This window comes from Shewanella schlegeliana, assembly GCF_016765635.1.
Classification (GTDB): Bacteria; Pseudomonadota; Gammaproteobacteria; order Enterobacterales; family Shewanellaceae; genus Shewanella; species Shewanella schlegeliana.
Window position 1 is genome coordinate 194,986 of record NZ_JAESVD010000007.1, and the last position, 22,204, is coordinate 217,189.

General features: G+C 46.1%; 19 protein-coding genes. 6 read left to right on the forward strand and 13 right to left on the reverse strand.

Annotation, left to right across the window (positions count from 1 at the left end; all coding sequences use genetic code 11):
• The 4 genes from JMA39_RS13790 to JMA39_RS13805 all read right to left on the reverse strand — a co-directional run bounded on the left by JMA39_RS13790 (position 1) and on the right by JMA39_RS13805 (position 2,718).
• A complete protein-coding gene (locus tag JMA39_RS13790; protein ID WP_202722437.1) occupies positions 1-903 on the reverse strand; it encodes a LysR family transcriptional regulator in 903 nt (300 codons plus the stop codon).
• Positions 904-1,396: 493 nt separating this feature from the next.
• Complete coding sequence (locus JMA39_RS13795) at positions 1,397-1,798, reverse strand: hypothetical protein (RefSeq protein WP_237732831.1); 402 nt, start codon at positions 1,796-1,798, stop codon at positions 1,397-1,399.
• A gap of 116 nt (positions 1,799-1,914) precedes the next feature.
• Positions 1,915-2,280, reverse strand: coding sequence for a cupin domain-containing protein (locus tag JMA39_RS13800; RefSeq protein WP_202722439.1), 366 nt, complete (start codon positions 2,278-2,280; stop codon positions 1,915-1,917).
• A 36-nt stretch (positions 2,281-2,316) separates the two neighbouring features.
• A complete protein-coding gene (locus JMA39_RS13805; RefSeq protein WP_202722440.1) occupies positions 2,317-2,718 on the reverse strand; it encodes a hypothetical protein in 402 nt (133 codons plus the stop codon).
• An 883-nt stretch (positions 2,719-3,601) separates the two neighbouring features.
• Here JMA39_RS13805 and recN point away from each other — a divergent pair.
• The gene (gene recN, locus JMA39_RS13810; protein ID WP_202722441.1) at positions 3,602-5,263 is read left to right on the forward strand and encodes a DNA repair protein RecN; all 1,662 of its coding nucleotides are present in this window, start codon (positions 3,602-3,604) and stop codon (positions 5,261-5,263) included.
• Positions 5,264-5,334: 71 nt separating this feature from the next.
• Here recN and JMA39_RS13815 read toward each other — a convergent pair whose 3' ends face one another.
• The 9 genes from JMA39_RS13815 to glyA all read right to left on the reverse strand — a co-directional run bounded on the left by JMA39_RS13815 (position 5,335) and on the right by glyA (position 12,988).
• A complete protein-coding gene (locus JMA39_RS13815; protein WP_202722442.1) occupies positions 5,335-5,829 on the reverse strand; it encodes a phosphatidylglycerophosphatase A family protein in 495 nt (164 codons plus the stop codon).
• Positions 5,829-6,788 (reverse strand): thiamine-phosphate kinase, encoded by a 960-nt coding sequence (gene thiL / locus JMA39_RS13820; RefSeq protein WP_202722443.1) that lies wholly within the window; start codon positions 6,786-6,788, stop codon positions 5,829-5,831. The genes JMA39_RS13815 and thiL overlap by 1 nt, the downstream gene beginning before the upstream one ends.
• 173 nt (positions 6,789-6,961) lie before the next feature.
• Positions 6,962-7,369: a transcription antitermination factor NusB gene (nusB, locus tag JMA39_RS13825; RefSeq protein WP_202722444.1), complete on the reverse strand. Its 408-nt coding sequence runs from the start codon at positions 7,367-7,369 to the stop codon at positions 6,962-6,964.
• Between the two features lie 14 nt (positions 7,370-7,383).
• Entirely contained in the window at positions 7,384-7,860 is a 477-nt protein-coding gene (gene ribH, locus JMA39_RS13830) for a 6,7-dimethyl-8-ribityllumazine synthase (RefSeq protein WP_202722445.1), read from the reverse strand.
• Positions 7,861-8,005: 145 nt separating this feature from the next.
• Positions 8,006-9,109, reverse strand: a complete 1,104-nt coding sequence (ribBA, locus tag JMA39_RS13835; protein ID WP_202722446.1) for a bifunctional 3,4-dihydroxy-2-butanone-4-phosphate synthase/GTP cyclohydrolase II — start codon at positions 9,107-9,109, stop codon at positions 8,006-8,008.
• A 127-nt stretch (positions 9,110-9,236) separates the two neighbouring features.
• Positions 9,237-9,902, reverse strand: a complete 666-nt coding sequence (locus tag JMA39_RS13840; RefSeq protein WP_202722447.1) for a riboflavin synthase — start codon at positions 9,900-9,902, stop codon at positions 9,237-9,239.
• 3 nt (positions 9,903-9,905) lie between these two features.
• Positions 9,906-11,027, reverse strand: coding sequence for a bifunctional diaminohydroxyphosphoribosylaminopyrimidine deaminase/5-amino-6-(5-phosphoribosylamino)uracil reductase RibD (gene ribD / locus JMA39_RS13845; RefSeq protein WP_202722448.1), 1,122 nt, complete (start codon positions 11,025-11,027; stop codon positions 9,906-9,908).
• A gap of 68 nt (positions 11,028-11,095) precedes the next feature.
• The gene (nrdR, locus tag JMA39_RS13850) at positions 11,096-11,545 is read right to left on the reverse strand and encodes a transcriptional regulator NrdR (protein ID WP_012154416.1); all 450 of its coding nucleotides are present in this window, start codon (positions 11,543-11,545) and stop codon (positions 11,096-11,098) included.
• Between the two features lie 186 nt (positions 11,546-11,731).
• Positions 11,732-12,988 (reverse strand): serine hydroxymethyltransferase, encoded by a 1,257-nt coding sequence (gene glyA, locus JMA39_RS13855; RefSeq protein WP_202722449.1) that lies wholly within the window; start codon positions 12,986-12,988, stop codon positions 11,732-11,734.
• Positions 12,989-13,265: 277 nt separating this feature from the next.
• On the opposite strand from glyA, the gene ettA reads away from it, so the two are divergent.
• From ettA to JMA39_RS13880, 5 genes are all read left to right on the forward strand, one after another.
• Positions 13,266-14,933 carry an energy-dependent translational throttle protein EttA gene (gene ettA / locus JMA39_RS13860; protein WP_202722450.1) on the forward strand — a complete coding sequence of 556 codons (1,668 nt, stop codon included), beginning with the start codon at positions 13,266-13,268 and terminating at the stop codon, positions 14,931-14,933.
• Between the two features lie 265 nt (positions 14,934-15,198).
• Positions 15,199-16,341, forward strand: a complete 1,143-nt coding sequence (locus JMA39_RS13865; protein ID WP_202722451.1) for an acyltransferase family protein — start codon at positions 15,199-15,201, stop codon at positions 16,339-16,341.
• An 80-nt stretch (positions 16,342-16,421) separates the two neighbouring features.
• Positions 16,422-17,498, forward strand: coding sequence for a metallophosphoesterase (locus tag JMA39_RS13870; protein ID WP_202722501.1), 1,077 nt, complete (start codon positions 16,422-16,424; stop codon positions 17,496-17,498).
• 318 nt (positions 17,499-17,816) lie between these two features.
• Positions 17,817-18,932 (forward strand): efflux RND transporter periplasmic adaptor subunit, encoded by a 1,116-nt coding sequence (locus tag JMA39_RS13875; protein WP_202722452.1) that lies wholly within the window; start codon positions 17,817-17,819, stop codon positions 18,930-18,932.
• On the forward strand, positions 18,933-22,043 hold the full coding sequence (locus tag JMA39_RS13880) for a multidrug efflux RND transporter permease subunit (protein WP_202722453.1): 3,111 nt from the start codon (positions 18,933-18,935) through the stop codon (positions 22,041-22,043).
• The last annotated feature ends 161 nt before the right edge of the window (positions 22,044-22,204 follow it).

The window sequence follows — 22,204 nt, forward strand, 5'->3', positions numbered from 1 at the left end:
TCAACTCTGCATCGAAAACAGGCTCTGCGCCTTTGACTGCATAAACTCAATAAACAGCTTTACCTTCAGCGGCTGATGACTACGCTGATGATAAAGAATTGAAATTCGCCGCTTCTCACCAATCCACTCGGGCAATAATACCTGCAAGGCCCCCGACTTAAGCTGCTGCTTAACAAATAGCTCTGGGCCGTAGAGAATCCCCCCATCATCCACAGTCGCCTCAACCGCACCATGCAAGTCACTTAAGGTCAGCTTGGCCTTACCATCGTAGTAAAATGACTCACCAGAAGGGTGTTTAAGCGACCAGTTATACAGAGGCCAAACCTTGATCAATGAGTGACTAGGCAGCTCACTAGGATGAGTCAACTCAGGGGCATTGTCGATATAACGAGGTGAGGCGAACAGACCATAATTGAGTACGCCCAAAGAGCTTGAGATCCAGGAGGAATCGGGTTGAGTGCCACCAACAATAGCCACATCAACTCCTTCATCGATCAAGTCGATAACGTTATTGTTTTGCGCAATATGCAGCTGAATATCCGGATACTGTTCGCAGAACTCATTGAGGGTCTTGATAAAAATCATCGAGATAATCGACACTGGCGCGGCGATGCGCAGCGTGCCTTCAGGCTTATCCACGCTGACGCCGCTAATGCTATCAAACTGAGAGATAATCGACTGATATTGCTGAAATAACGCTATCCCCTCTTCAGTCAGCCTCAGTTTACGGGTATTACGCATCAACAGCTGTTTATCTAATACCGTCTCCAACTTAGTCAACTTACGGCTCACAGTGGCAATCGGCATATCCAGCTCTTTCGCTGCCTGAGAAAAACTGCCCGCATTCACCAGATGCACAAATTGATAGATCAGCTGTAATTCCAAACCAAAGTTGGTACTCATGAAGATAAACCCTGCAACTTAAGATAAAACTTATCTGAACTAGGGCTCAGATTCGGCCTAGCTCTCATACTCGCCACAATATTATACCAAAACATAAATGACATCGTGTTCTAGCGCAATGTTATCGGGATTTACCCTATAGCTATTCAGCAAGGCTTTAAGCTGAGCGAGTATAGGAGAAAATAATATCTCGCTCCAGCCAGTCGCTTTGCTACGTCTGGGCCCAAGGTGCCACTCAAGTCAGAGAGATAATTAGCCGCTGCGATAACGTCACCAGACAACATTACGCAGAAACGGTTTAGGGATAAACGCCGATAACCCATTAAACATAGAGTTAGACTTTGTCTAACAATTAGGACTTAACTCTGGCTCATGAGTTTTAGATTAGGAAAAATATGGCGCCTAGATGTGTGGTAACGCCTAGCTAATAAGCGACCAAAGTAGGTGAGCGAATTGCTCTTCAATCAGCATGACGGCTTTGATGTATCTAAAATTAGTCACTTGTTAGCTGTGATTTGTCAATTGCATTAATTAAATTATCAGGATCATTAGTGCCTAAACTCAAAGTTGTTCCATCTTTAAGCTTTAGTTCGATGGCTGTTAAACCAGAAACGTTGTACAACCAACCAGTTGAAATTAAACGAATACCAAATCCGTAATACCATTTAGTCTTTATTTTTCTTACCGATGCTATCTCTGATAGCTCTAACGACTTTTGCCAAAACTTCGGACCAAAAAACCAATAGATTTTTGACCCATCAATTTTTATCGTCAAAGATGAGAAAAGAAGACCTATGACCCCAACAATTATAAATGCAAACCAAATGGATTCCTCAGGTTTACTATATGAGGCAAATATCAATAGTCCAGATACTAAGCCCATAATTGTTAGCATTGTAGACCCTAGTTGTGTATTTTTATAAAGCACACTGAACCCCTTTCGCAATTAACGCCCATTTAAGGGGCTGATAATAGTTTGCTAAGCAGCTTTAAATTCTTGCTAGCTGTACTTTACACCCAAACATCATTTTTGGCTGTTAGCTCACTCTCTGAATCACCTGTATTAACAACACCTTTAGGTTCAACAATCATGATTTTACATTCACTGTTAGCAACAGGTTTATGTTCTACACCTTTAGGGATTACAAACATTTCTCCCGAATTTAGAGTAACGAGACCATCACGAAATTCTATATTAAGGATACCTTCCAAAACGATGAAGACTTCATCGGTATCAGGATGATCATGCCAAACAAATTCGCCTTCAACTTTTACTAATTTAAATTGATAGTCATTCATTTCTGCAACAACACGCGGAGACCAGTGTTCAGTAAATTTCGAAAACTTATCTTTAAAATTTATAGCATCAAACTTCATTTTGACTCCATATATTCATGTACTGCTAACGCCCCTTTAATAAGTGAACCATGTGCTGGCGGGCGATTTGCACAGCAAATGGCATGACAGCCTTGGTGAATCTGAATTTAGAGGCTTATTATCCCCCCGGTTGATAAAGGCAAAGCGTCCCGTTACACGCAGCCCTCTCTTTTTGTCACACCAAAACTTGTATAAGGGGTATATGCCAGCTGAGCCCAAAAGCGAAAAAAGGAATCCTAAAAAGCCATACACTGCAGAGGAGAACAAAAACATTGATGACTCAACCTCTGTTGAGGTTGCTGCAGTAGTGACAACTAATTGCATTGCTACAGCTGAAGTAATAGCAACCCCAAAGCCCCCCCATATTGCAACAGCCATAAAGGAATAGAAGTCCAATTGCATTCTTGCTTCTTGGCTGTATTGCTCACTAACTTCCATTGTTAATCGCACTCCATTTATGGGGTATAACAGCTTATTTTATAGCAGCTCAATAATGTTCCGATTCAAATTAAACTTAGCAGCAACCATACCAAGCCAACCGACTGTTTAATATTGACAAGACTAAAAGGTTCAGACTAATTTCTTTAATATCGAATCGACAAACTTGAGCACCTTGATGTAGAGGTCTCTACAACCTTTTACTAGGCTCATAAATTAAATAAGTTATCAAAAAAGTAGACGTTTATCGAGCATAAAACACCCAATTCAGTCCTCTATATTCACGGGTTATTGGCTATCCGCTAGTGAGCTAACCTCTCTAGCTAACAAGTATCGAAGTATTTTTAGTTAGACATCAAACCACTATTCCCTGAATGCAGGCACCCGTTATCCAGTGTAGATACGGCTGAAACCGTCTAAAACATGGCTGCTCTATGACGTCTGTCCATGGGAAATGTCATTATGATGTAGGGAACATCATTGACCATGTGAACACGACATTCGGACATCCTGTCCAGCACCCGCAGGAAGCGATTAATAACAATGAAACGACAAGTTCAAACTGGCTAATTGATAACACGCATTAAAAAATAAATGTAACCAGCCTTCATTCGAAAGCTAGGCTAACCTCTCCTTTTTTAAGATTTTGAAAAGGGATGCTTTTATTCCTACACTCATAAAAAGGTAACAAAGATCTGTTTTGAATAACCCATAGAATCCATCTGAAAACTAATACAAGACTAATATAAAACAGACTTAAACCAGAGCGAAAACCAGAATGAAAACGTGATTCACCTCAACGGATTTATCAACCAGGTATTTACTGTATAGATAAACAGTATATACTGTTCATCAATACAGTGTTTTGATAAAGGACATCACTATGCTTTGCCAACTCAGCATCAACAACTTTGCTATTGTGCGTTTCTTAGAGCTCGACTTTAAAGCCGGCATGACCAGTATTACTGGTGAAACCGGAGCGGGTAAATCGATCGCTATCGATGCCCTCGGCCTATGTTTAGGTAACCGAGCCGACGCCAATACCATTAGACCTGGTGCCACTAAGGCCGAAGTAAGTGCCCGCTTTTTATTAGATGATACCCCAGCGGCAAAACGCTGGCTTGAAGATAACGACCTTGAGCTCGAGGATGAGTGTATCCTGCGCCGCACAATAAGCAGCGACGGCCGCTCACGTGCTTACATCAATGGCAACCCTGTGCCGTTGGCGCAGATAAAGTCCCTTGGGCAGCTGCTTATTGGTATTCATGGTCAACATGCTCACCACGCTATGCTAAAAAGTGAGCATCAACTTACCCTATTAGATAGCTATGCTAACCATAAGATGTTACTCGACAGCGTTGCAGCCAGCTATCACAGGTGTAAAACCACAGAAAAAAAACTGCACCTGCTTGAGATGTCGCAGCAGGAACGCTTAGCCCGTAAACAACTGCTGCAATATCAAGTGGAAGAACTCAATGAATTCGCTATCAATGAAGGTGAATTTGAGTCAATTGAGACCGAGCATAAGAAGTTAGCTAACAGTACTGCATTAATTGAATTGTGCCGTAATCAGCTACATATTTTACAAGACAATGATGAGGGTAGCGTCGAGTCACTGCTTAACACCTCTATCAGTCAGGGGCAGGATCTCGAAAGTTACGATCCTGAGCTTGGTAGTGTACTTGCCATGCTCAATGATGCCCTGATCCAAGTGCAAGAGAGCAGCAGCGAAATTGAGCGTTATTTAGATGGTTTAGAGCTAGATCCTGAATATTTTGCACACCTAGAGCAGCGCCTGTCTAAGACAATGCAGCTTGCTCGTAAGCATCAAGTGATGCCAAATGAGCTCTATACTCATCACCAGAGTTTGCTGGAGGAACTTGAAGACCTAGGCTCAGATGATGACAAGTTAGATGATATTCGTGAGCAGTTAAACGCTAATCGAGAGGCTTACCTGCAGCATGCTAAAAAGCTCAGCCAAAGCCGCGGTCGTTATGCTAAAGAGCTCGATAAGCAAGTCACTCAATCTATCCATGAGCTGAATATGCCTAAGGGTAAATTCACTATTGCGGTTAACTTCAACGAGTCGGTTATCACCCCTACTGGCTGTGACAATATAGAGTTCTTAGTCTCAACTAACCCAGGCCAACCTCTGCAACCAATAGCTAAGGTTGCATCAGGTGGTGAATTATCCCGTATTGGCTTAGGCATTCAAGTGATCACCGCCAAGAAGGTCTCGACACCGACGCTGATCTTCGATGAGGTGGACGTGGGGATCTCAGGCCCGACGGCGGCGGTTGTTGGCCGCATGCTGCGTAGCCTTGGTGAGTCGACTCAAGTGTTTTGTGTGACGCACCTGCCGCAAGTAGCGGGTAACGGCCATCAACATATGTTCGTTAATAAGAGCAGTAAAGCGGGTCAGACCGAAACCTCAATGGTGGCGCTGGATAAAGAGCAACGTGTCGAGGAGTTAGCACGTCTTTTGGGCGGAGATACCATCACCAGCAATACCTTGGCAAATGCTAAGGAACTGCTGCTCAGCTAACGGTTCAGCTGCTACTAAAAACAAAAATGCAGAGCCTAGCTCTGCATTTTTTATGATGCTAACTGATGCAGTTAAGCAAAGTAATAGGCTAAACCCTGTAAGCAGAGCATGGCAAAAATACCAGCTAAGACATCGTCAATCATGATGCCGAAACCACCGTGGACCTTGGCATCGAGCCAGCGAATAGGCCAAGGTTTTAAGATATCGAAAATACGAAACAGTAGAAAACCAATAGCTAACCATTGCCAACCCGCTGGGGCTGCTATCATGGTGATCAATAACCCGGCAATTTCATCCCAGACTATCGCGCCATGGTCATGCACGCCCATGTCTTTCGAGGCCTTGTCACAGATATAAAAACCTGCAAGCACACTAATAAAAGTCAGTGCCAGATACCAAGGCAGACTCAGAGGCGCCATCAGCAAAAAAACAGGGATTGCGGCTAATGTACCAAAGGTGCCCGGCGCTTTCGCCACTAGCCCTGAGCCAAAGCCCAAGGCAAGAAAGTGAATAGGATTCTTCAGTGATAGCTTTGCAAGCACTGGATCCTTAGAGAGTAAATTCATCAATTAAAGTGCTCAAAACCTAAATTTATCGGCTCAAATGGCTGATTGTCACTAAGCAGTTTTAGCTGCCCGCCAGTACATACCTGACCTATCTGAGTAAACTTAACGCCCGATTCGGCCAAGGCAATTTCTAACATACCTTTTTGCGCTTCGGGCACAGTAAATAGTAGCTCATAATCTTCACCACCAGTCAGTGCATAACTGAGTGCCATCTCTGGCGAGACCGTGGCTTTAAGTGGCTCTGACAACGGCAGATTATCGACATTGATCACCGCACCGACATTTGAGGCTTTAAGCACATGCTGAATATCAGACATGATGCCATCTGAAATATCGATGGCGCTTGAGGCAATATTTCGAAGCGATTGACCAGCCAGCACTCTTGGGGTCGGTCGATAATGACGATTAATGAGATAGACGCTATCTTCAATACTCGCCTGCTGTTTATCGCGCAGTAGATCTAAACCTAACGCCGAGTCGCCTAAGGTGCCAGTGACATAGATCCAGTCACCATTTTTAGCGCCGCTACGAGTTAAGCCTTTATCGCTAGGTAGCTGACCATTAATGGTGATAGTAATTGAGCGCGGGCCGCGGGTAGTGTCGCCGCCCACAAGTGCCACGCCATAATACTCGGCAATATCAAACAGGCCGCTACTGAATTCGGCCAACCAAGTTTCATCGACCTCGGGCAGAGTTAGTGCCAAAGTCATCCATGCAGGCTCAGCGCCCATAGAAGCGAGATCGGATAGGTTAACCGCTAAAGATTTATAGCCAAGTTCTGCTGCGGGCATATCGGGGAAGAAGTGGACATTTTCCACTAAGGTGTCGCAAGAGATGGCAATCGATTTATTTTCGGCGGGTTGTACTATCGCACAATCATCGCCAATACCAACAGTCACATCTTTGCGGGACTGGGCGCGCCCAGTAAAGAAGCTTTCGATTAATTGAAATTCTTTCACAATACCAATCACAAATAAGAGTAAGTATTCAGGGAGAGATGAGATAAGTGTCGTTCAGGCCGTCACTCGAGCGAAAAAGGAAACCACAAGGTTTGCTCAAAGTAAGAATACGCGGACTGATCTTAGCTCCCTGTCGGATATAACAAAAACGGCATCCGAAGATGCCGTTTCTACTACTTATTGCGTGCTACCAGCTTATCTAGAATGCCGTTAACAAACTTATGTCCATCTTCTGCGCCGAACGCTTTTGCAAGCTCGATAGCTTCGTTGATCGCTACCTTGTAAGGCACATCCTTACGGAATGTCAGTTCATAAGCTGCGATACGTACAATCGCTTTTTCAACTGGATCCACTTCATCGAGTGGACGAGTCACGAATGGAGCAATAAGCTCATCCAATTGACTCTTCTTTGTTGCAACGCCGCCTAATAGCTCACGAAAGTAAGCGATATCAACGCCAGCAACATCTTGTTCAGTTAGAAACTCATGCTCAACATCAGCAATATTGTTACCACTTAGCTGCCATGAGTAGATGGCCTGAACGGCTAAACGGCGGGCCTTACGGCGCTCTGAAGGCTTCATTAAATTGTCCTAAATTACAGCTGTTCTTCAAGTGCTTGCAGAACGTTAACCATCTCTAGCAGACCAAGTGCAGCTTCACCGCCCTTGTTACCCGCTTTAGTACCCGAACGCTCAATAGCTTGTTCAATGGTATCTGTGGTTAATACGCCGAATGAAACTGGGATATCGAACTCAAGTGCAACCTGAGCCAAACCTTTATTACATTCACCTGCTACAAAATCGAAATGAGGTGTACCACCACGGATTACCGCACCTAGTGCGATGATTCCGTCAAATTTTCCGCTCGCCGCAACACGACGCGCAGCAAGTGGCAGTTCAACAGCGCCCGGGACTCTGACTACAGTGATGTTTTCATCTGCAACTTGGCCGAAACGCTTAAGAGTGTCTACCGCGCCATCGAGTAAACTATCAACAACAAAGCTGTTAAAACGTGAAACTACGATCGCAACTTTGGCGTTTTTCGATTCGATATTACCTTGAACTACGTTCATTTATCTTACCTAAATTAGCTTAATTACCCAGCATAGGGACGGAAGAGGCGGTATGATACCACAGCACTCCGCGCTGATCTCTATGCAATTAATAAGAAAAGTGTGAATTTAAGCCTCTGACTGACTATTAGCCAGAGGCCAGTATTTATTCTGCTATATATTCAGTTACTTCAAGGCCAAAGCCTGAAAGCGAGTGATAACGCTTTGGTGAGCTAAGTAGTCGCATTGAAGTCACGCCTACGTCAGCCAAAATTTGTGAGCCTACGCCGACTTGACGTGACGTCCCCTGACGCTGCGCGGCAACCGGTGCACTGCCGTTATCTTCGGCTTCAAATGCCTTCACTTTAGCAAGAATGTCGCTGCTGTGTTCTTGATGACCCAGTAACACCAACACTCCGCCCTCTTCACCGATACGCTTCATCGCCTTCTCTAGCGGCCAGCTACGCTGCTGATCACGCTCTGAGTGTAATAAATCGTTGAAGGTATTTTGTAGGTGAACGCGTACTAAGCTGTTTTCAGTCACATCGCCTTTAACCAATACGTGATGCAGTTGGTTGTCGATAGTGTCGCGGTAAGTCAGCATTTCGAACTCACCAAAACGAGTTGGCAGTTTACATTTTGCTTCGCGAACGACGGTTGTCTCTTTAGTGTTACGGTATTCGATAAGGTCAGCAATCGTGCCCATCTTCAAACCGTGCTTCTCAGCGAAGATTTCAAGATCGGGACGACGCGCCATAGTGCCATCGTCATTAAGGATTTCAACGATAACTGATGAAGGCTCGAAACCTGCAAGACGGGCTAAATCACAACCCGCTTCTGTGTGACCTGCGCGGATCAAAACGCCACCTTCCTGTGCCATCAAGGGGAAGATATGTCCTGGTTGAACGATATCCGATGGCTTAGCGTCTTTTGCTACCGCAGCCTTAACCGTTACGGCGCGATCTTGCGCCGAAATACCGGTTGTCACGCCTTCAGCCGCTTCAATTGAAACAGTAAAGTTAGTCGAGAACTGCGCGTTGTTGTTGGTTACCATTAACGGCAAGTTAAGCTGCTGACAACGGGCCTTAGTCAAGGTTTGACAAATCAGGCCACGGCCAAATGTCGCCATGAAATTTACCGCTTCAGGCGTCACCATGTCGGCAGCCATGATTAGATCGCCTTCATTTTCTCTGTCTTCGTCATCCATCAAGATCACCATCTTACCTTGACGAATATCTTCGATGATCTCTTCTATACTATGTAACGCCATTTCCAGACCTTTATTTTTTGTCACTGTATCGAGACTGAAGCCAGTTTATAGCCACACCTCTACTACAGAGAGTAAATGTAATGATTATTCTATTTTATTAAAGCAAATCTTACCGTTAAACCAGTCTCTATCGTAAGAAACCTGAGCGAGCTAACAGTTCCATAGTCACTTCAGACTTAGGAGCGCTCTCTTGCTCTTGACTGGCATAACTCATTAATCTTTCTAAGTGGCGCGCTATCAGGTCGACTTCAATATTGACACTATCGCCCGCTTTCAGATCCACTAAGGTGGTTTCACCTGCAGTATGGGGCACGATAGTCAGTCTAAAGCGATGACCTTGCACCTCATTGACGGTCAAACTCACGCCATCGATCGTAATCGAGCCTTTATGGGCAATATAACGGCCAAGCTCGGCAGGTGGACTCAGCCAAAACTCAATGGCTTGACCACGAAACTGTCTGTCATCCACGTGGGCGATACCATCGACGTGTCCACTGACCATGTGGCCGCCTAAACGGGTTGTCGGTGTGACCGCTTTCTCTAGGTTAACGGCTTTTCCCACCTGATAATGAGAGAAACCCGTCAAACTGACGGTCTCGGCAGAAATATCTGCCACATAACCGTCACTCATCAATTCAACTACGGTTAAACACACACCGTTAGTCGCGATACTATCGCCAAGCTTAACGTCTGACAGATCCAGTTTACCACTGGCAACCGTTAAGCGAATGTCATCGCCGCGACGCTCAACTTTACGTAGGTGTCCGACTGACTCAATAATTCCAGTAAACATAAACTAATTACTCACTCTTAACGTTAAGCGGGTATCTTTACCCACCTTGCGCTCATCGGTTAGATTGATCTTTGGCACTTCTGACATCAATTGATAGTCATTGAGTGCAAGTAGGTTGCGCCCTTGCGAGCCTAAGATCTTCATCGCCTGATAAAGTACTATCTCATCGGCCAGCCCTTGGTTAACGAATGCGCCAGCAAGGGTTGCCCCTGCTTCAACCAATACGGAGTTACAACTCTGACCCAGTAGCTTCAATAGTGCGTTTAAGTCGATACGTGAATCAACCGCGGGTAGCACCTGACTCTGAACATGGTCTGGCCAAGCTGCCTGCACGCTTTCAGGATAAGCCTGAGTCGATACCAACAAAATCGGGCTATCAATTTTAAACAAGTTTAGCTCATTACCAAGACGCGCCTGACTGTCTAACACGACTCGCAGCGGTTGATGAATTTCTGCAGGGGCTAACTGATTTGCTAGCGAGCCTAACTCACCGTGACGCACATTTAAACTCGGATCGTCAGCAAGTATGGTTTCAACGCCTGTGACTAAGGCGCAGTGGCGCGCACGTAGTCGTTGCACATCACTGCGCGCTTCAGGGCCGGTAATCCACTTAGACACACCATTAGACAGAGCCGTTTTGCCATCGAGGCTGGCAGCAAGTTTTACCGTCACCCAAGGCAGGCCCTTTTCCATACGCTTTAAAAAGCCTAAGTTGACCTGTTTCGCCTCTTCGGTCATCAAGCCCACATCGACTCGAATCCCCGCATCTTGCAGCATAGCAATACCACGGCCAGAGACTTCAGGATTCGGATCGGTCACGGCGATAACCACGCGGCTAACACCGTGCTCGATAAGCGCTTTAGCGCAAGGTGGGGTACGGCCGTAATGACTACAGGGCTCGAGTGTGACGTAAGCGGTAGCGCCTTTGGCATCACTGCCCGCCATATTCAGGGCGTAAACTTCGGCATGGGGACCGCCAGCTCGAATATGGTAGCCCTCACCCACGATCTCGCCATCTTTAACGATAACGCTACCCACACTTGGATTTGGACGGGTGGTGTACATGCCCTTTTGTGCCAGTTCAATGGCAAGGCTCATCATTTGACTGTCTTCGATAGACCACATAATGGCGGCAATTCCGATTGTTCGATTGATGAAGGGCTAGGCGCTAAGCTTAGCCCCAATTGTGTAGGTTACTTTTGCAGTTTGGCGATCGCTTCACCAAACTCTGAAACGTCTTCGAAGGCACGATAAACAGACGCGAAGCGAATGTAGGCAACCTTATCTAGGTTAACTAATTGGTCCATCATCAAGTTACCAATCATCTCAGATTTAACTTCACGCTCGCCAGTGGCGCGCAAAGTCGACTTAATCTTAGTTAATGCCTGCTCGATTTGATCCATAGAAACAGGTCTTTTCTCTACGGCTCTTAACATACCACCGCGCAGCTTCTCTTCATCGAACGGCTGGCGACTGCCATCTTGTTTCACCACGCGAGGCATTACAAGCTCGGCCCCTTCGAAGGTGGTAAAACGTTCATGACACTGAACACACTCTCTACGTCGACGTACCTGATGGCCGTCAGCGACTAATCGCGAATCAATCACTTTTGTGTCAGTTGCGCTGCAAAATGGACAATGCATTTAGCCTCCGTTTAGAAAAAATGTTATGGCTCACTGGATTTATACCTAACCTATTAATTATGTCACCTTTGACAATTATTAAAATGTGATTGGTACGACTTAAAACCTCAGAAAGTATGCTCTATTACATACAAAAATGGCCGCAAAAATGCGGCCATTGGAGTCTAACTGATTTAACGCTTAAGGTTAACCGTAAACAGGGAACTTAGCGCACAATTCCAGAACCTGAGCCTTAACGCGCTCGCTAACGGCAAGATCTGAAATATCATCTAAGATGTCACACATCCAGTTAGTTAGCAGCACACACTCTTGCTCACCAAAACCACGACGTGTGATTGCTGGAGAACCGATACGCAGACCTGAAGTCACAAATGGTGAGCGTGGGTCGTTTGGTACTGAGTTCTTGTTAACTGTAATATTCGCGTTGCCAAGGGCAGCGTCAGCGTCTTTACCCGTAATATCTTTGCTGATCAGATCAAGCAAGAATAGGTGGTTATCAGTACCACCAGAAACCACATCATAGCCACGCTCGATGAAAGTACGTGCCATTACCTTAGCGTTAACTACAACTTGCTCTTGGTAAGTGGTGAACTCTGGGTCTAGCGCTTCTTTAAATGCAACCGCTTTTGCAGCGATAACGTGCATCAAAGGACCACCTTGACCGCCTGGGAATACAGCTGAGTTTAACTTCTTGTAGATCTCTTCATCGTTAATTGATGAAAGGATCAAACCGCCGCGTGGGCCAGCTAGTGTCTTATGTGTCGTCGTTGTCACAACGTGCGCGTGTGGCATTGGGTTTGGATAGATGCCTGCAGCAACAAGACCTGCAACGTGTGCCATATCAACGAATAAGTATGCACCAACTTTATCGGCGATTTCGCGGAACTTGCCCCAGTCGATGATACCAGAGTAGGCACTGAAACCTGCGATGATCATCTTTGGCTTGTGCTCAAGCGCTAGACGCTCAACTTCAGCGTAATCGATCTGGCCAGTAGCCTCATCGATACCGTACTGAACCGCGTTGTATAGCTTACCAGAGAAGCTTACGTGAGAGCCGTGAGTGAGGTGACCACCGTGTGCTAAGCTCATACCAAGAACGGTGTCGCCGCCTTGAAGTAACGCCATAAATACCGCGGCGTTAGCTTGAGAACCTGAGTGTGGCTGAACGTTGGCATAAGTTGCACCAAACAGCTCTTTAGCACGAGAAATTGCGAGTTCTTCGACAATATCAACATGCTCACAACCACCGTAGTAACGCTTACCAGGGTAACCTTCAGCATACTTGTTGGTTAGCTGAGTACCTTGTGCTTCGATTACGCGAGGACTTGTATAGTTTTCTGAAGCAATGAGTTCGATGTGCTCTTCTTGACGGCGCGTTTCATCTTCAATTGCTGCAAATAGTTGTGGATCGTAATCCGCGATATTCATATCTTTTTTCAGCATTACTCACTCCAGCTGTAAAGTCTTGTAATAGGGTTGCGCGGTATTCTACAGCGCATTCGATCACAATCCCAGCATTTACAACATGAAATTACTTGCATTTCTAGATGAGTGAGTTTTGTAAAACGGGTTAATCGATATAAAAAATGACTTAATTAAACGTGATGGTATTTGCCCTGAATGTTCATTGTCAAAGAGTCTAATTCAGATTTAAGTTCTGCAGCGAATCTTGTAGAATTGCCGCCATTCCCGATTCAAAAAACAGTCAAAGAGAAATAAAATGGCTCAGTTTGTATATAGCATGCTTAGAGTGGGCAAGATTGTCCCGCCTAAGAAGCAGATCCTTAAGGATATCTCATTAAGCTTTTTCCCAGGCGCTAAGATTGGTGTATTAGGTCTAAACGGTTCTGGTAAGTCTACCCTACTGCGCATCATGGCCGGTATCGATACCGAGATTGAGGGTGAAGCGCGCCCAATGCAAGATCTTAAAATTGGTTACCTACCACAGGAACCAAAACTAGATCCAAACCAAACAGTACGTGAAGCGGTAGAAGAGGCGGTATCTGAGGCGAAGAATGCTTTAGTACGTTTAGATGAAGTCTATGCACTCTATGCTGAGCCAGATGCCGATTTTGATGCCCTTGCTAAAGAGCAAGGTGAGCTAGAAGCCATTATTCAATCTCAAGATGCTCATAACCTAGATGTAGCATTAGACAGAGCGGCTAACGCACTACGTCTTCCTGATTGGGATGAGAAAATTGAAGTGCTATCGGGTGGTGAACGTCGCCGTGTGGCAATCTGTCGTCTGTTACTTGAAAAGCCAGACATGCTATTACTAGACGAACCGACCAACCACTTAGATGCTGAATCTGTAGCTTGGTTAGAGCGCTTCTTACAAGATTACACGGGTACTGTTGTGGCGATTACCCACGATAGATACTTCCTTGATAATGCTGCTGGCTGGATCTTAGAACTTGACCGTGGTGAAGGTATTCCATGGGAGGGTAACTACTCTTCATGGCTTGAGCAGAAAGATGCTCGTCTTCAACAAGAGTCGGCAACTGAAAGTGCCCGTCAAAAGACCATTGCCAAAGAATTGGAGTGGGTACGTCAAGGCTCTAAAGGGCGCCAGTCTAAGGGTAAGGCGCGTATGGCTCGCTTCGAAGAGCTTAATACCAACGACTACCAAAAACGTAACGAGACCAACGAGCTGTTCATTCCACCTGGGCCACGCCTAGGTGATAAGGTTATTGAAATCACTAACCTGACTAAGTCTTATGGTGATCGCGTACTGATTGATGACTTAAGCTTCTCTGTACCTAAGGGCGCTATTGTCGGAATTATCGGTGCTAACGGTGCGGGTAAGTCGACCCTGTTTAAGATGATCTCTGGCGCTGAGCAGCCAGATAGCGGCAGCGTGGAGCTGGGTGAGTCGGTACAGATCGCCTCTGTCGAGCAGTTCCGTGATTCGATGAACGATAAGAACACCGTTTGGGAAGAGATCTCTGGCGGCCAAGATATCATGCGTATCAACAACACAGAAATTCCAAGTCGTGCCTATGTTGGCCGCTTTAACTTCCGTGGTGGCGATCAGCAAAAGATTATCGGCACTCTATCTGGTGGTGAGCGTAACCGTGTACATTTGGCAAAGCTACTGCAAGCGGGCGGCAACGTACTGTTACTCGATGAACCAACCAACGACCTAGACGTTGAAACTTTACGTGCACTAGAAGAAGCACTGCTTGAGTTCCCAGGTTGTGCCATGGTTATTTCGCACGACCGTTGGTTCCTAGATAGAATCGCAACCCATATCCTAGATTACCGCGATGAAGGTAAAGTTAACTTCTACGAAGGTAACTACACCGAATACTCAACTTGGTTGAAAGACACCATGGGTACCGATGTAGTTGAGCCACATCGCTTAAAGTACAAGCGTATGGTTAAGTAAGTTAATTACACATTTAGAAAGGAGGCCTCAGCCTCCTTTTTTTGTTGCTATAAAGCCATAATTTAACCATCGCCACTGAGCCCATTTAAATCCACAGCATAACCATTTGCTTCAATCGCCTAAGCAAAGGGTATAAATATTTCGCAATTTGGTAACAAAACGCTTAATAATTATGCCAAAATGGCATTTGGTATAATTTAGCCAATTGGCCAGCGACCCTATCGCTAACAATAATAAAAAAACGCCAAAAATGGACAAGTGAATAATGGACGATAAAGCTCCCTCCTCTCAGTTGAACAATGATTCCGTAAGTGATGCCTCAACAAGTTCAGCTCAAACTACAGCAGCGACCGATACAAAAAAGTCGACCGGATTTTTAAACAGTATTAATCACTTTCGTGGCATCGCGATTATCTTTATTGTCATGGCTCATTGCTACCGTCCTGCAGGCTGGCAGATAGAAACCTTTGCCGACAAGGCCTGGTTTAACTTAATGATGAATGGCACGGTGTTTTTCGTGTTTATCTCAGGTTTTCTGTTCCACCATGTGTTTTATCACCGCTGGGACTATAAGAAGTATATGAAAAGCAAAACCAAGTTTGTTTTTCTGCCCTACCTATTACTGTCACTGCCTTGGATTGTCTGGCATATCACGGTCGGCACCGATCCTATGATGCATAAAGAGCTAGCCGATATAACAGCCCCAGCACAGGCTGCTAGTTGGTATGTGATCACAGGTCGCACGCTTACCGCATACTGGTATATCCCCATGGGCATGATGCTATTCGCATTGTCGCCTTGGGTCATGTATCTCATTAAGAGGCAACAACTGCTCTACTACGCTATTCCATTATTGCTGATTGCCATCATGGTGCACCGCCCTATCTCCAACCTGAATGCGATTCAGTCTTTAGTCTACTTCTTACCGGTTTATCTGCTGGGAGTATGGGGCTCTGCCCATCGCGATAAACTGTTCCCCTTCATCGACAGGTATTGGCTCCCCATGTTGCTAGCAGGCATCGCCCTAGCACTCATTCAAGCACACTACTTTGGCGCGGGCGTACTCAATAAGGCGCCGTTTGAGATGACGGTACCTGATCTGATGTTGCCGCAAAAAATCTTACTCACTTTAGTCATTCTGGCGATCCTAAATAAGTTTGAGCATATCTCGATTAAGCCACTACAAAAGCTGGCCGATGTGAGTTTTGCGATCTACTTTATTCATCCTTGGATCACCACACCTTGGTGGATGATCTATGACAGTCCCGATCTGTTGGGCTTAGCGGGTCAAGGTAATATCTTGACCACCTTAATCGTCACGCTTGTGGTGGTGGCTATCTCATACATGATTGCGATACTGATAAAGAAGTTGCTCAGTAAGCGTAGCCGCTACTTGATTGGTTGGTAATGACAGACATTAACCCAAGCTAGAACTAAAAATTTAAACAACAACCAAACACAATAACGAGTAATAAGAAACCAAAGATGATGCTCAAAACCCTACTTTACACTACCGCGCTAGTGGGTCTATCAAACCCGCTTAGCGCCAATGAAACTAACGACTATCAGTTTGATGGCCCCTATGTAACTCATGACCAGAGTGCCACACTGCCCCAGCGAACAGCCTACTGGATCTGCAATAGCAAACTAATGAGCTCTCAAATTAGCGAGCACACACTAAAGAGACCAGAAAACTGTGGCCAGCTGCCCGAGCCTAGCTTGAGTGAAGAGATAAAACAGGTGATGCCTGACAGCTATAGTGGTGTAAAAAAAGTTGTAGCCCTCAGCGATGTCCATGGCCAGTACGATATATTGATCGAGCTACTCAAAAACCAAAAGATCATCGATGCCGATAATAACTGGGCCTTTGGCGATGGCCATATGGTGATGACCGGGGACATGTTCGACCGCGGCGATCAGGTAAATGAAGTGCTGTGGTTTATGTATAAACTAGACCGTCAAGCCAAAGCCGCAGGCGGCATGCTGCACTTACTTATGGGTAACCATGAGCAGATGGTGCTCGGTGGCGACTTAAGGTATGTCCATGAACGCTATGAGCTAGCCAGTAAGCTACTCGATAGAAGCAATGATGCCCTCTATGGCGAAGACACCGAAATTGGCCAGTGGCTAAGAAGTAAGAACACCTTAGTTAAGATTAATGATGTGCTGTATATGCATGGCGGTATAAGTAGTGAATGGCTTGAACGTCAGTTGACAATAGCTCAGGCCAATGAATTGTTTCGTGCCAACATAGGCAGGCCGAAAGCGGAACTAAAACAAGACGAGCTATTAAGCTTCCTATTTTACGGCAATGGTCCCACATGGTATCGCGGCTACTTTAAAGATAGCTTTAGTGAAGCTGAGCTCGATAAAATACTCGGCTATTTCGATGTCAAACATATCACCGTAGGCCACACCTCACAGAAACAGGTATTAGGGTTATTTGATAATAAAATTATTGCCATCGACAGCAGCATCAAGCTCGGGGAACAGGGAGAACTGTTACTCATCCATGACGGTAAGCTAACTCGTGGCCTTTATGATGGATCTCGTCAAGCGTTATAGCTCAAAGTATAAGTGCAGGGCATCAATAGGAGTCAACCGCTATGGTTGGCTCTTTAACACCCGCCATTAACATCTTGCTCGAATTCATCTCTGCTTCAACACCCATTTAACCAGCATAAACTCACGCTTTACAGGTTCAAACTGTAACCAATAAAGACGAGATGATAACAAACAGATGAAAATGTAAAATTTGATAAGATAACGATCAAAACTTGTAAAGCGCTAACTTCTAATTTTCTTTACTTTACATTGCTTTACTCTACATCAGCGGATTTTTCTCTAAAATAATCCCAACTTTGGCTGTGTAAGTAATCACTCATGAAACCATCTTATTACCTTGTCCCCATATTGCTCGTTGTAGTAGGTGCAATATCCTATAGTAGCTTTTCTGAAGCTAAACGCTCCGACAACAAGGAGCGTCCTGTTCGTACCGTTCCAGTGGTCACTGGCGTTGTTGAGCAGCATGAGCTTTCTCAATCACTGTCCTTGATAGGCAAGCTCGATGCCGAGCAATCGGTTTTTATCGCGCCGCAAATTGCCGGCAAGATTAAGTCTATTATGGTCAACACAGATCAACAGATAGACCAAGGGCAAATATTAGTGCAGCTTGATGACGCCAAAGCACAAGCCGCTCTAGCCGAAGCTGCGACCTATTTAGCCGATGAGAAGCGTAAACTAAAAGAGTTTCAGAAGCTTATCGATCAAAACGCGATCACCAAAACAGAAATTGACGCCCAAAAAGCCAGTGTCGATATGGCCAGCGCTCGCTTAGCCGCGGCTCAAGCAGATCTCGATTACCATTACCTCAGTGCGCCCTTTTCAGGCACAGCCGGCCTTATCGACTTTAGCCAAGGCAAGATGGTCAGCGCAGGCACTGAGCTATTAACCCTTGATGATCTTTCCAGTATGCGACTGGATCTACAAGTGCCAGAGAACTATCTCTCGCAGCTCAGCGTCGGCATGTCTGTAACAGCCAGCAGCCGCGCTTGGCCGCAAAAAGAGTTTATCGGCAAGATAACGGCCATCGATTCTCGAGTGAATCAAGACACTTTGAACCTAAGGGTACGTGTGCAATTTAACAACTCAGGCCACCAGCTAAAGCCCGGCATGATGATGTCGGCGACCTTGATGTTCCCAAGTGTGGCAGAGCCAGTGATCCCTGTGCAAGCGCTTGAGTACTCAGGCACTAACCGTTTCGTTTATGTGATCGGTAAAGACGGCATCGCTAAGCGTACCAAGGTCACCTTAGGCGCCCGCATCGATGACCAAGTGTTAATCAGCGGCGGCCTAACTATCGGCGACAAAGTAGTGGTACAGGGACTGGTCAATATGCGCGATGGGCTAAGAGTCAATGATCTAGGTGAAGCAGCACTGGCTCAAAAAGAGGCTGTAAACCAAAAATATGAAGAGCAGCAAGCAAGAGGTAGCATCTAAATGTGGTTGTCTGATGTTTCAGTAAAACGCCCTGTTGTTGCCATTGTACTGAGTCTACTGCTGTGTGTTTTTGGCGCAGTGTCATTTACCAAACTCGCCGTGCGCGAGATGCCAGATGTAGAAAGCCCTGTTGTCACAGTGATGACCACCTATGAGGGGGCTTCTGCCACCATCATGGAGAGCCAAATAACCACCGCGCTTGAAAGCGAGTTAACAGGTATTAGTGGTGTCGATCAGATTGAATCTATCACCCGCAACGGCATGTCACGTATTACGGTGACCTTCCTGCTAGGGTGGGATTTAACCGAAGGGGTCAGCGATGTGCGAGATGCAGTGGCTCGTGCTCAAAGGCGTTTGCCTGACGAAGCCAACGACCCTATTGTCTCTAAAGACAATGGCTCAGGTGAACCTGCGGTTTATGTTAATCTTAGTTCATCGGTTATGGATAGAACTCAGCTGACAGATTACGCTCAGCGGGTACTAGAAGACAGGTTTAGCCTTATCTCAGGCGTGAGCAGTGTCAATATTTCAGGTGGCCTGTATAAGGTCATGTATGTGCAGCTGAGCCCAGAGCTGATGGCGGGCCGCAATATCACCGCTGGCGATATCGTCAGTGTTTTAAAGAAAGAAAACGTCGAGACTCCGGGCGGAGAAGTACGAAATGACACCACTGTGATGGCGGTGCGTACGGCGCGTTTGTATCAGACTCCCGATGATTTCAACTACTTGGTACTGCGCACCGCAGCCGATGGTTCGCAGGTGTACCTAAAAGATGTCGCCAATGTATTTATTGGCGCAGAGAACGAAAACTCTACTTTTAAGAGTGATGGCGTAGTTAATATCAGCTTGGGCATAGTGCCCCAGTCTGATGCTAACCCGCTTGAAGTCGCCCAAGATGTACATAAAGAGGTGGAGCAGATCCAAAAGTTCCTCCCCGAAGGCACCAAACTTATCGTCGATTATGACTCCACCGTGTTTATCGACCGCTCGATTGATGAAGTCTTCAGTACCCTAGCAGTTACAGCCCTACTGGTCGTCTTGGTGTTATATATCTTTATCGGCCAAGCAAGGGCGACACTGATCCCTGCCGTCACCGTACCTGTATCATTAATCTCAGCCTTTATCGCCGCCAATATATTTGGCTACTCAATTAACCTACTGACCCTAATGGCGCTAATCCTATCTATCGGCCTAGTGGTAGATGATGCCATCGTGGTGGTTGAGAATATCTTCCACCATATCGAAAAGGGTGAACCGCCAATCTTGGCCGCCTATAACGGTACCCGAGAAGTGGGCTTTGCCGTTATGGCCACTACAGCGGTGTTAGTGATGGTATTCCTACCGATCTCATTCATGGAGGGGATGGTCGGTCTGCTCTTTACCGAGTTCTCGGTTATGCTGGCGGTATCTGTGCTGTTTTCATCATTGATCGCTCTGACCTTAACGCCGGTACTCGGTAGTAAAATCCTCAAGGCCAACGTTAAACCAAACCGCTTTAACCTCTGGGTTGAGTCGATATTTGGCAGCCTTGAAAGCTTCTATCGCAAGATGGTTACTAAGGCTGTTTCCCATCGAATCGCAGCGCCGCTGGTGATTATTGCCTGTATTCTAGGCAGTGGCTGGTTGATGCAGCAGGTGCCAGCCCAACTTGCACCACAAGAAGACCGCGGAGTGATCTTTGCCTTTATTAAGGGCGCCGAGGGCACCAGTTATAACCGTATGGCGGCCAATATGGAGATCGCCGAAGACAAGCTGATGCCGCTACTTGGCCAAGGCGTGGTGAAATCATTCAGCATTCAAGCCCCAGCCTTTGGTGGCCGCGCAGGCGACCAAACTGGTTTTGTGATCATCCAGCTTGAAGATTGGAATGAGCGTACCGTTAATGCCCAGCAAGCCCTTGGGGTTGTGGCAAACGCCCTAAAAGGCATTCCCGATGTGATGGTGCGCCCACTACTACCAGGCTTTAGGGGCGGCTCAAGCGAGCCGGTGCAATTTGTACTCGGTGGCTCTGACTATGCGGAGCTGTTCAAATGGGCGCAACTGTTAGAGGAAGAAGCGCTGTATAGCCCGATTCTCGACAGCCCTGAGATCGACTATAAAGAAACTTCACCCGAGCTGGTGGTTACTGTCGATAAAGAGCGCGCGGCACAACTTGGAATAAGCGTGGCCGAGGTATCTGAAACACTCGAGATCATGCTAGGTGGCCGCAGTGAAACCACCTTTGTCGAGCGCGGTGAAGAGTACGATGTTTATCTTCGTGGTGATGAAAACAGCTTTAATAACGTGGCAGACTTAAGCCAGATCTATATGCGCTCAAGCAAAGGGGAGCTGATCACACTCGATACCATCACCCATATTGAAGAGGTGGCATCGGCGCTGAAACTGAGTCATAACAATAAGCAGAAATCGATCACCCTAAAGGCTAACTTAGGTGAAGGTTATACCTTGGGCGAGGCGCTAGACTTCTTAGATCAAAAAGCGATTGAGATGCTGCCAAGCGATATCTCAGTAGCCTACACGGGAGAGTCTAAAGACTTTAAGGAAAACCAGAGCAGTATCTTTATCGTATTTGGCTTGGCACTCTTGGTGGCCTACCTAGTATTAGCGGCGCAGTTTGAAAGCTTTATCAATCCGCTAGTGGTGATGTTTACTGTGCCAATGGGCGTGTTTGGTGGCTTCTTAGGTCTGTACTTAACTGGCCAAGGTCTGAATATCTATAGTCAGATTGGTATGATCATGCTTATCGGTATGGTTACCAAGAACGGCATCTTGATTGTTGAGTTTGCTAACCAGCTTAGAGACAAAGGGCTTGAGATTGAGCAAGCAATTATCGATGCCTCGGTAAGACGCCTACGCCCAATTCTAATGACCGCCTTTACCACCCTGATTGGTGCAATTCCGTTGATCCTTTCAACAGGAGCGGGGGCTGAGAGCCGCATCTCTGTAGGTACAGTGGTATTCTTTGGAATGGCGTTTGCCACCTTAGTGACCTTGCTGGTGATCCCAGCTATGTACCGTTTAATCTCTGGCGCGACCAAATCGCCAGGTTTTGTCGAGTCACAGCTTAATCTGGCAATTGCAGAACAGCAGAAGACGCTAAGCAGTAAATAAGATAAGCAGTAAATAGCATTAACAAAATAAGGAGCTAAGTCCAAGGACTTGGCTCCTTAAGCCTTGCTTCACGCTTTACTTAAGCCATCCACAAGTGGCTTTCTACATCCCTCCCCCTTTTTTCAAAACAGAGTCTGAGGACTTGTCTAAAAACGAGTCTG

Bases quoted from the DNA above. Each gene is read 5' to 3' on its own strand.
- ribD (WP_202722448.1), bottom strand. From the start codon at position 11,027: ATGTGGTCTATCGAAGACAGTCAAATGATGAGCCTTGCCATTGAACTG.
- JMA39_RS13875 (WP_202722452.1), top strand. From the start codon at position 17,817: ATGAAACCATCTTATTACCTTGTCCCCATATTGCTCGTTGTAGTAGGT.
- ribBA (WP_202722446.1), bottom strand. From the start codon at position 9,109: ATGGCGTTACATAGTATAGAAGAGATCATCGAAGATATTCGTCAAGGT.
- recN (WP_202722441.1), top strand. From the start codon at position 3,602: ATGCTTTGCCAACTCAGCATCAACAACTTTGCTATTGTGCGTTTCTTA.
- ettA (WP_202722450.1), top strand. From the start codon at position 13,266: ATGGCTCAGTTTGTATATAGCATGCTTAGAGTGGGCAAGATTGTCCCG.
- JMA39_RS13805 (WP_202722440.1), bottom strand. From the start codon at position 2,718: ATGGAAGTTAGTGAGCAATACAGCCAAGAAGCAAGAATGCAATTGGAC.
- JMA39_RS13800 (WP_202722439.1), bottom strand. From the start codon at position 2,280: ATGAAGTTTGATGCTATAAATTTTAAAGATAAGTTTTCGAAATTTACT.
- JMA39_RS13815 (WP_202722442.1), bottom strand. From the start codon at position 5,829: ATGAATTTACTCTCTAAGGATCCAGTGCTTGCAAAGCTATCACTGAAG.
- JMA39_RS13790 (WP_202722437.1), bottom strand. From the start codon at position 903: ATGAGTACCAACTTTGGTTTGGAATTACAGCTGATCTATCAATTTGTG.
- JMA39_RS13840 (WP_202722447.1), bottom strand. From the start codon at position 9,902: ATGTTTACTGGAATTATTGAGTCAGTCGGACACCTACGTAAAGTTGAG.
- JMA39_RS13795 (WP_237732831.1), bottom strand. From the start codon at position 1,798: ATGCTAACAATTATGGGCTTAGTATCTGGACTATTGATATTTGCCTCA.
- nusB (WP_202722444.1), bottom strand. From the start codon at position 7,369: ATGAAGCCTTCAGAGCGCCGTAAGGCCCGCCGTTTAGCCGTTCAGGCC.
- ribH (WP_202722445.1), bottom strand. From the start codon at position 7,860: ATGAACGTAGTTCAAGGTAATATCGAATCGAAAAACGCCAAAGTTGCG.
- glyA (WP_202722449.1), bottom strand. From the start codon at position 12,988: ATGCTGAAAAAAGATATGAATATCGCGGATTACGATCCACAACTATTT.
- JMA39_RS13880 (WP_202722453.1), top strand. From the start codon at position 18,933: ATGTGGTTGTCTGATGTTTCAGTAAAACGCCCTGTTGTTGCCATTGTA.
- JMA39_RS13865 (WP_202722451.1), top strand. From the start codon at position 15,199: ATGGACGATAAAGCTCCCTCCTCTCAGTTGAACAATGATTCCGTAAGT.
- nrdR (WP_012154416.1), bottom strand. From the start codon at position 11,545: ATGCATTGTCCATTTTGCAGCGCAACTGACACAAAAGTGATTGATTCG.
- JMA39_RS13870 (WP_202722501.1), top strand. From the start codon at position 16,422: ATGCTCAAAACCCTACTTTACACTACCGCGCTAGTGGGTCTATCAAAC.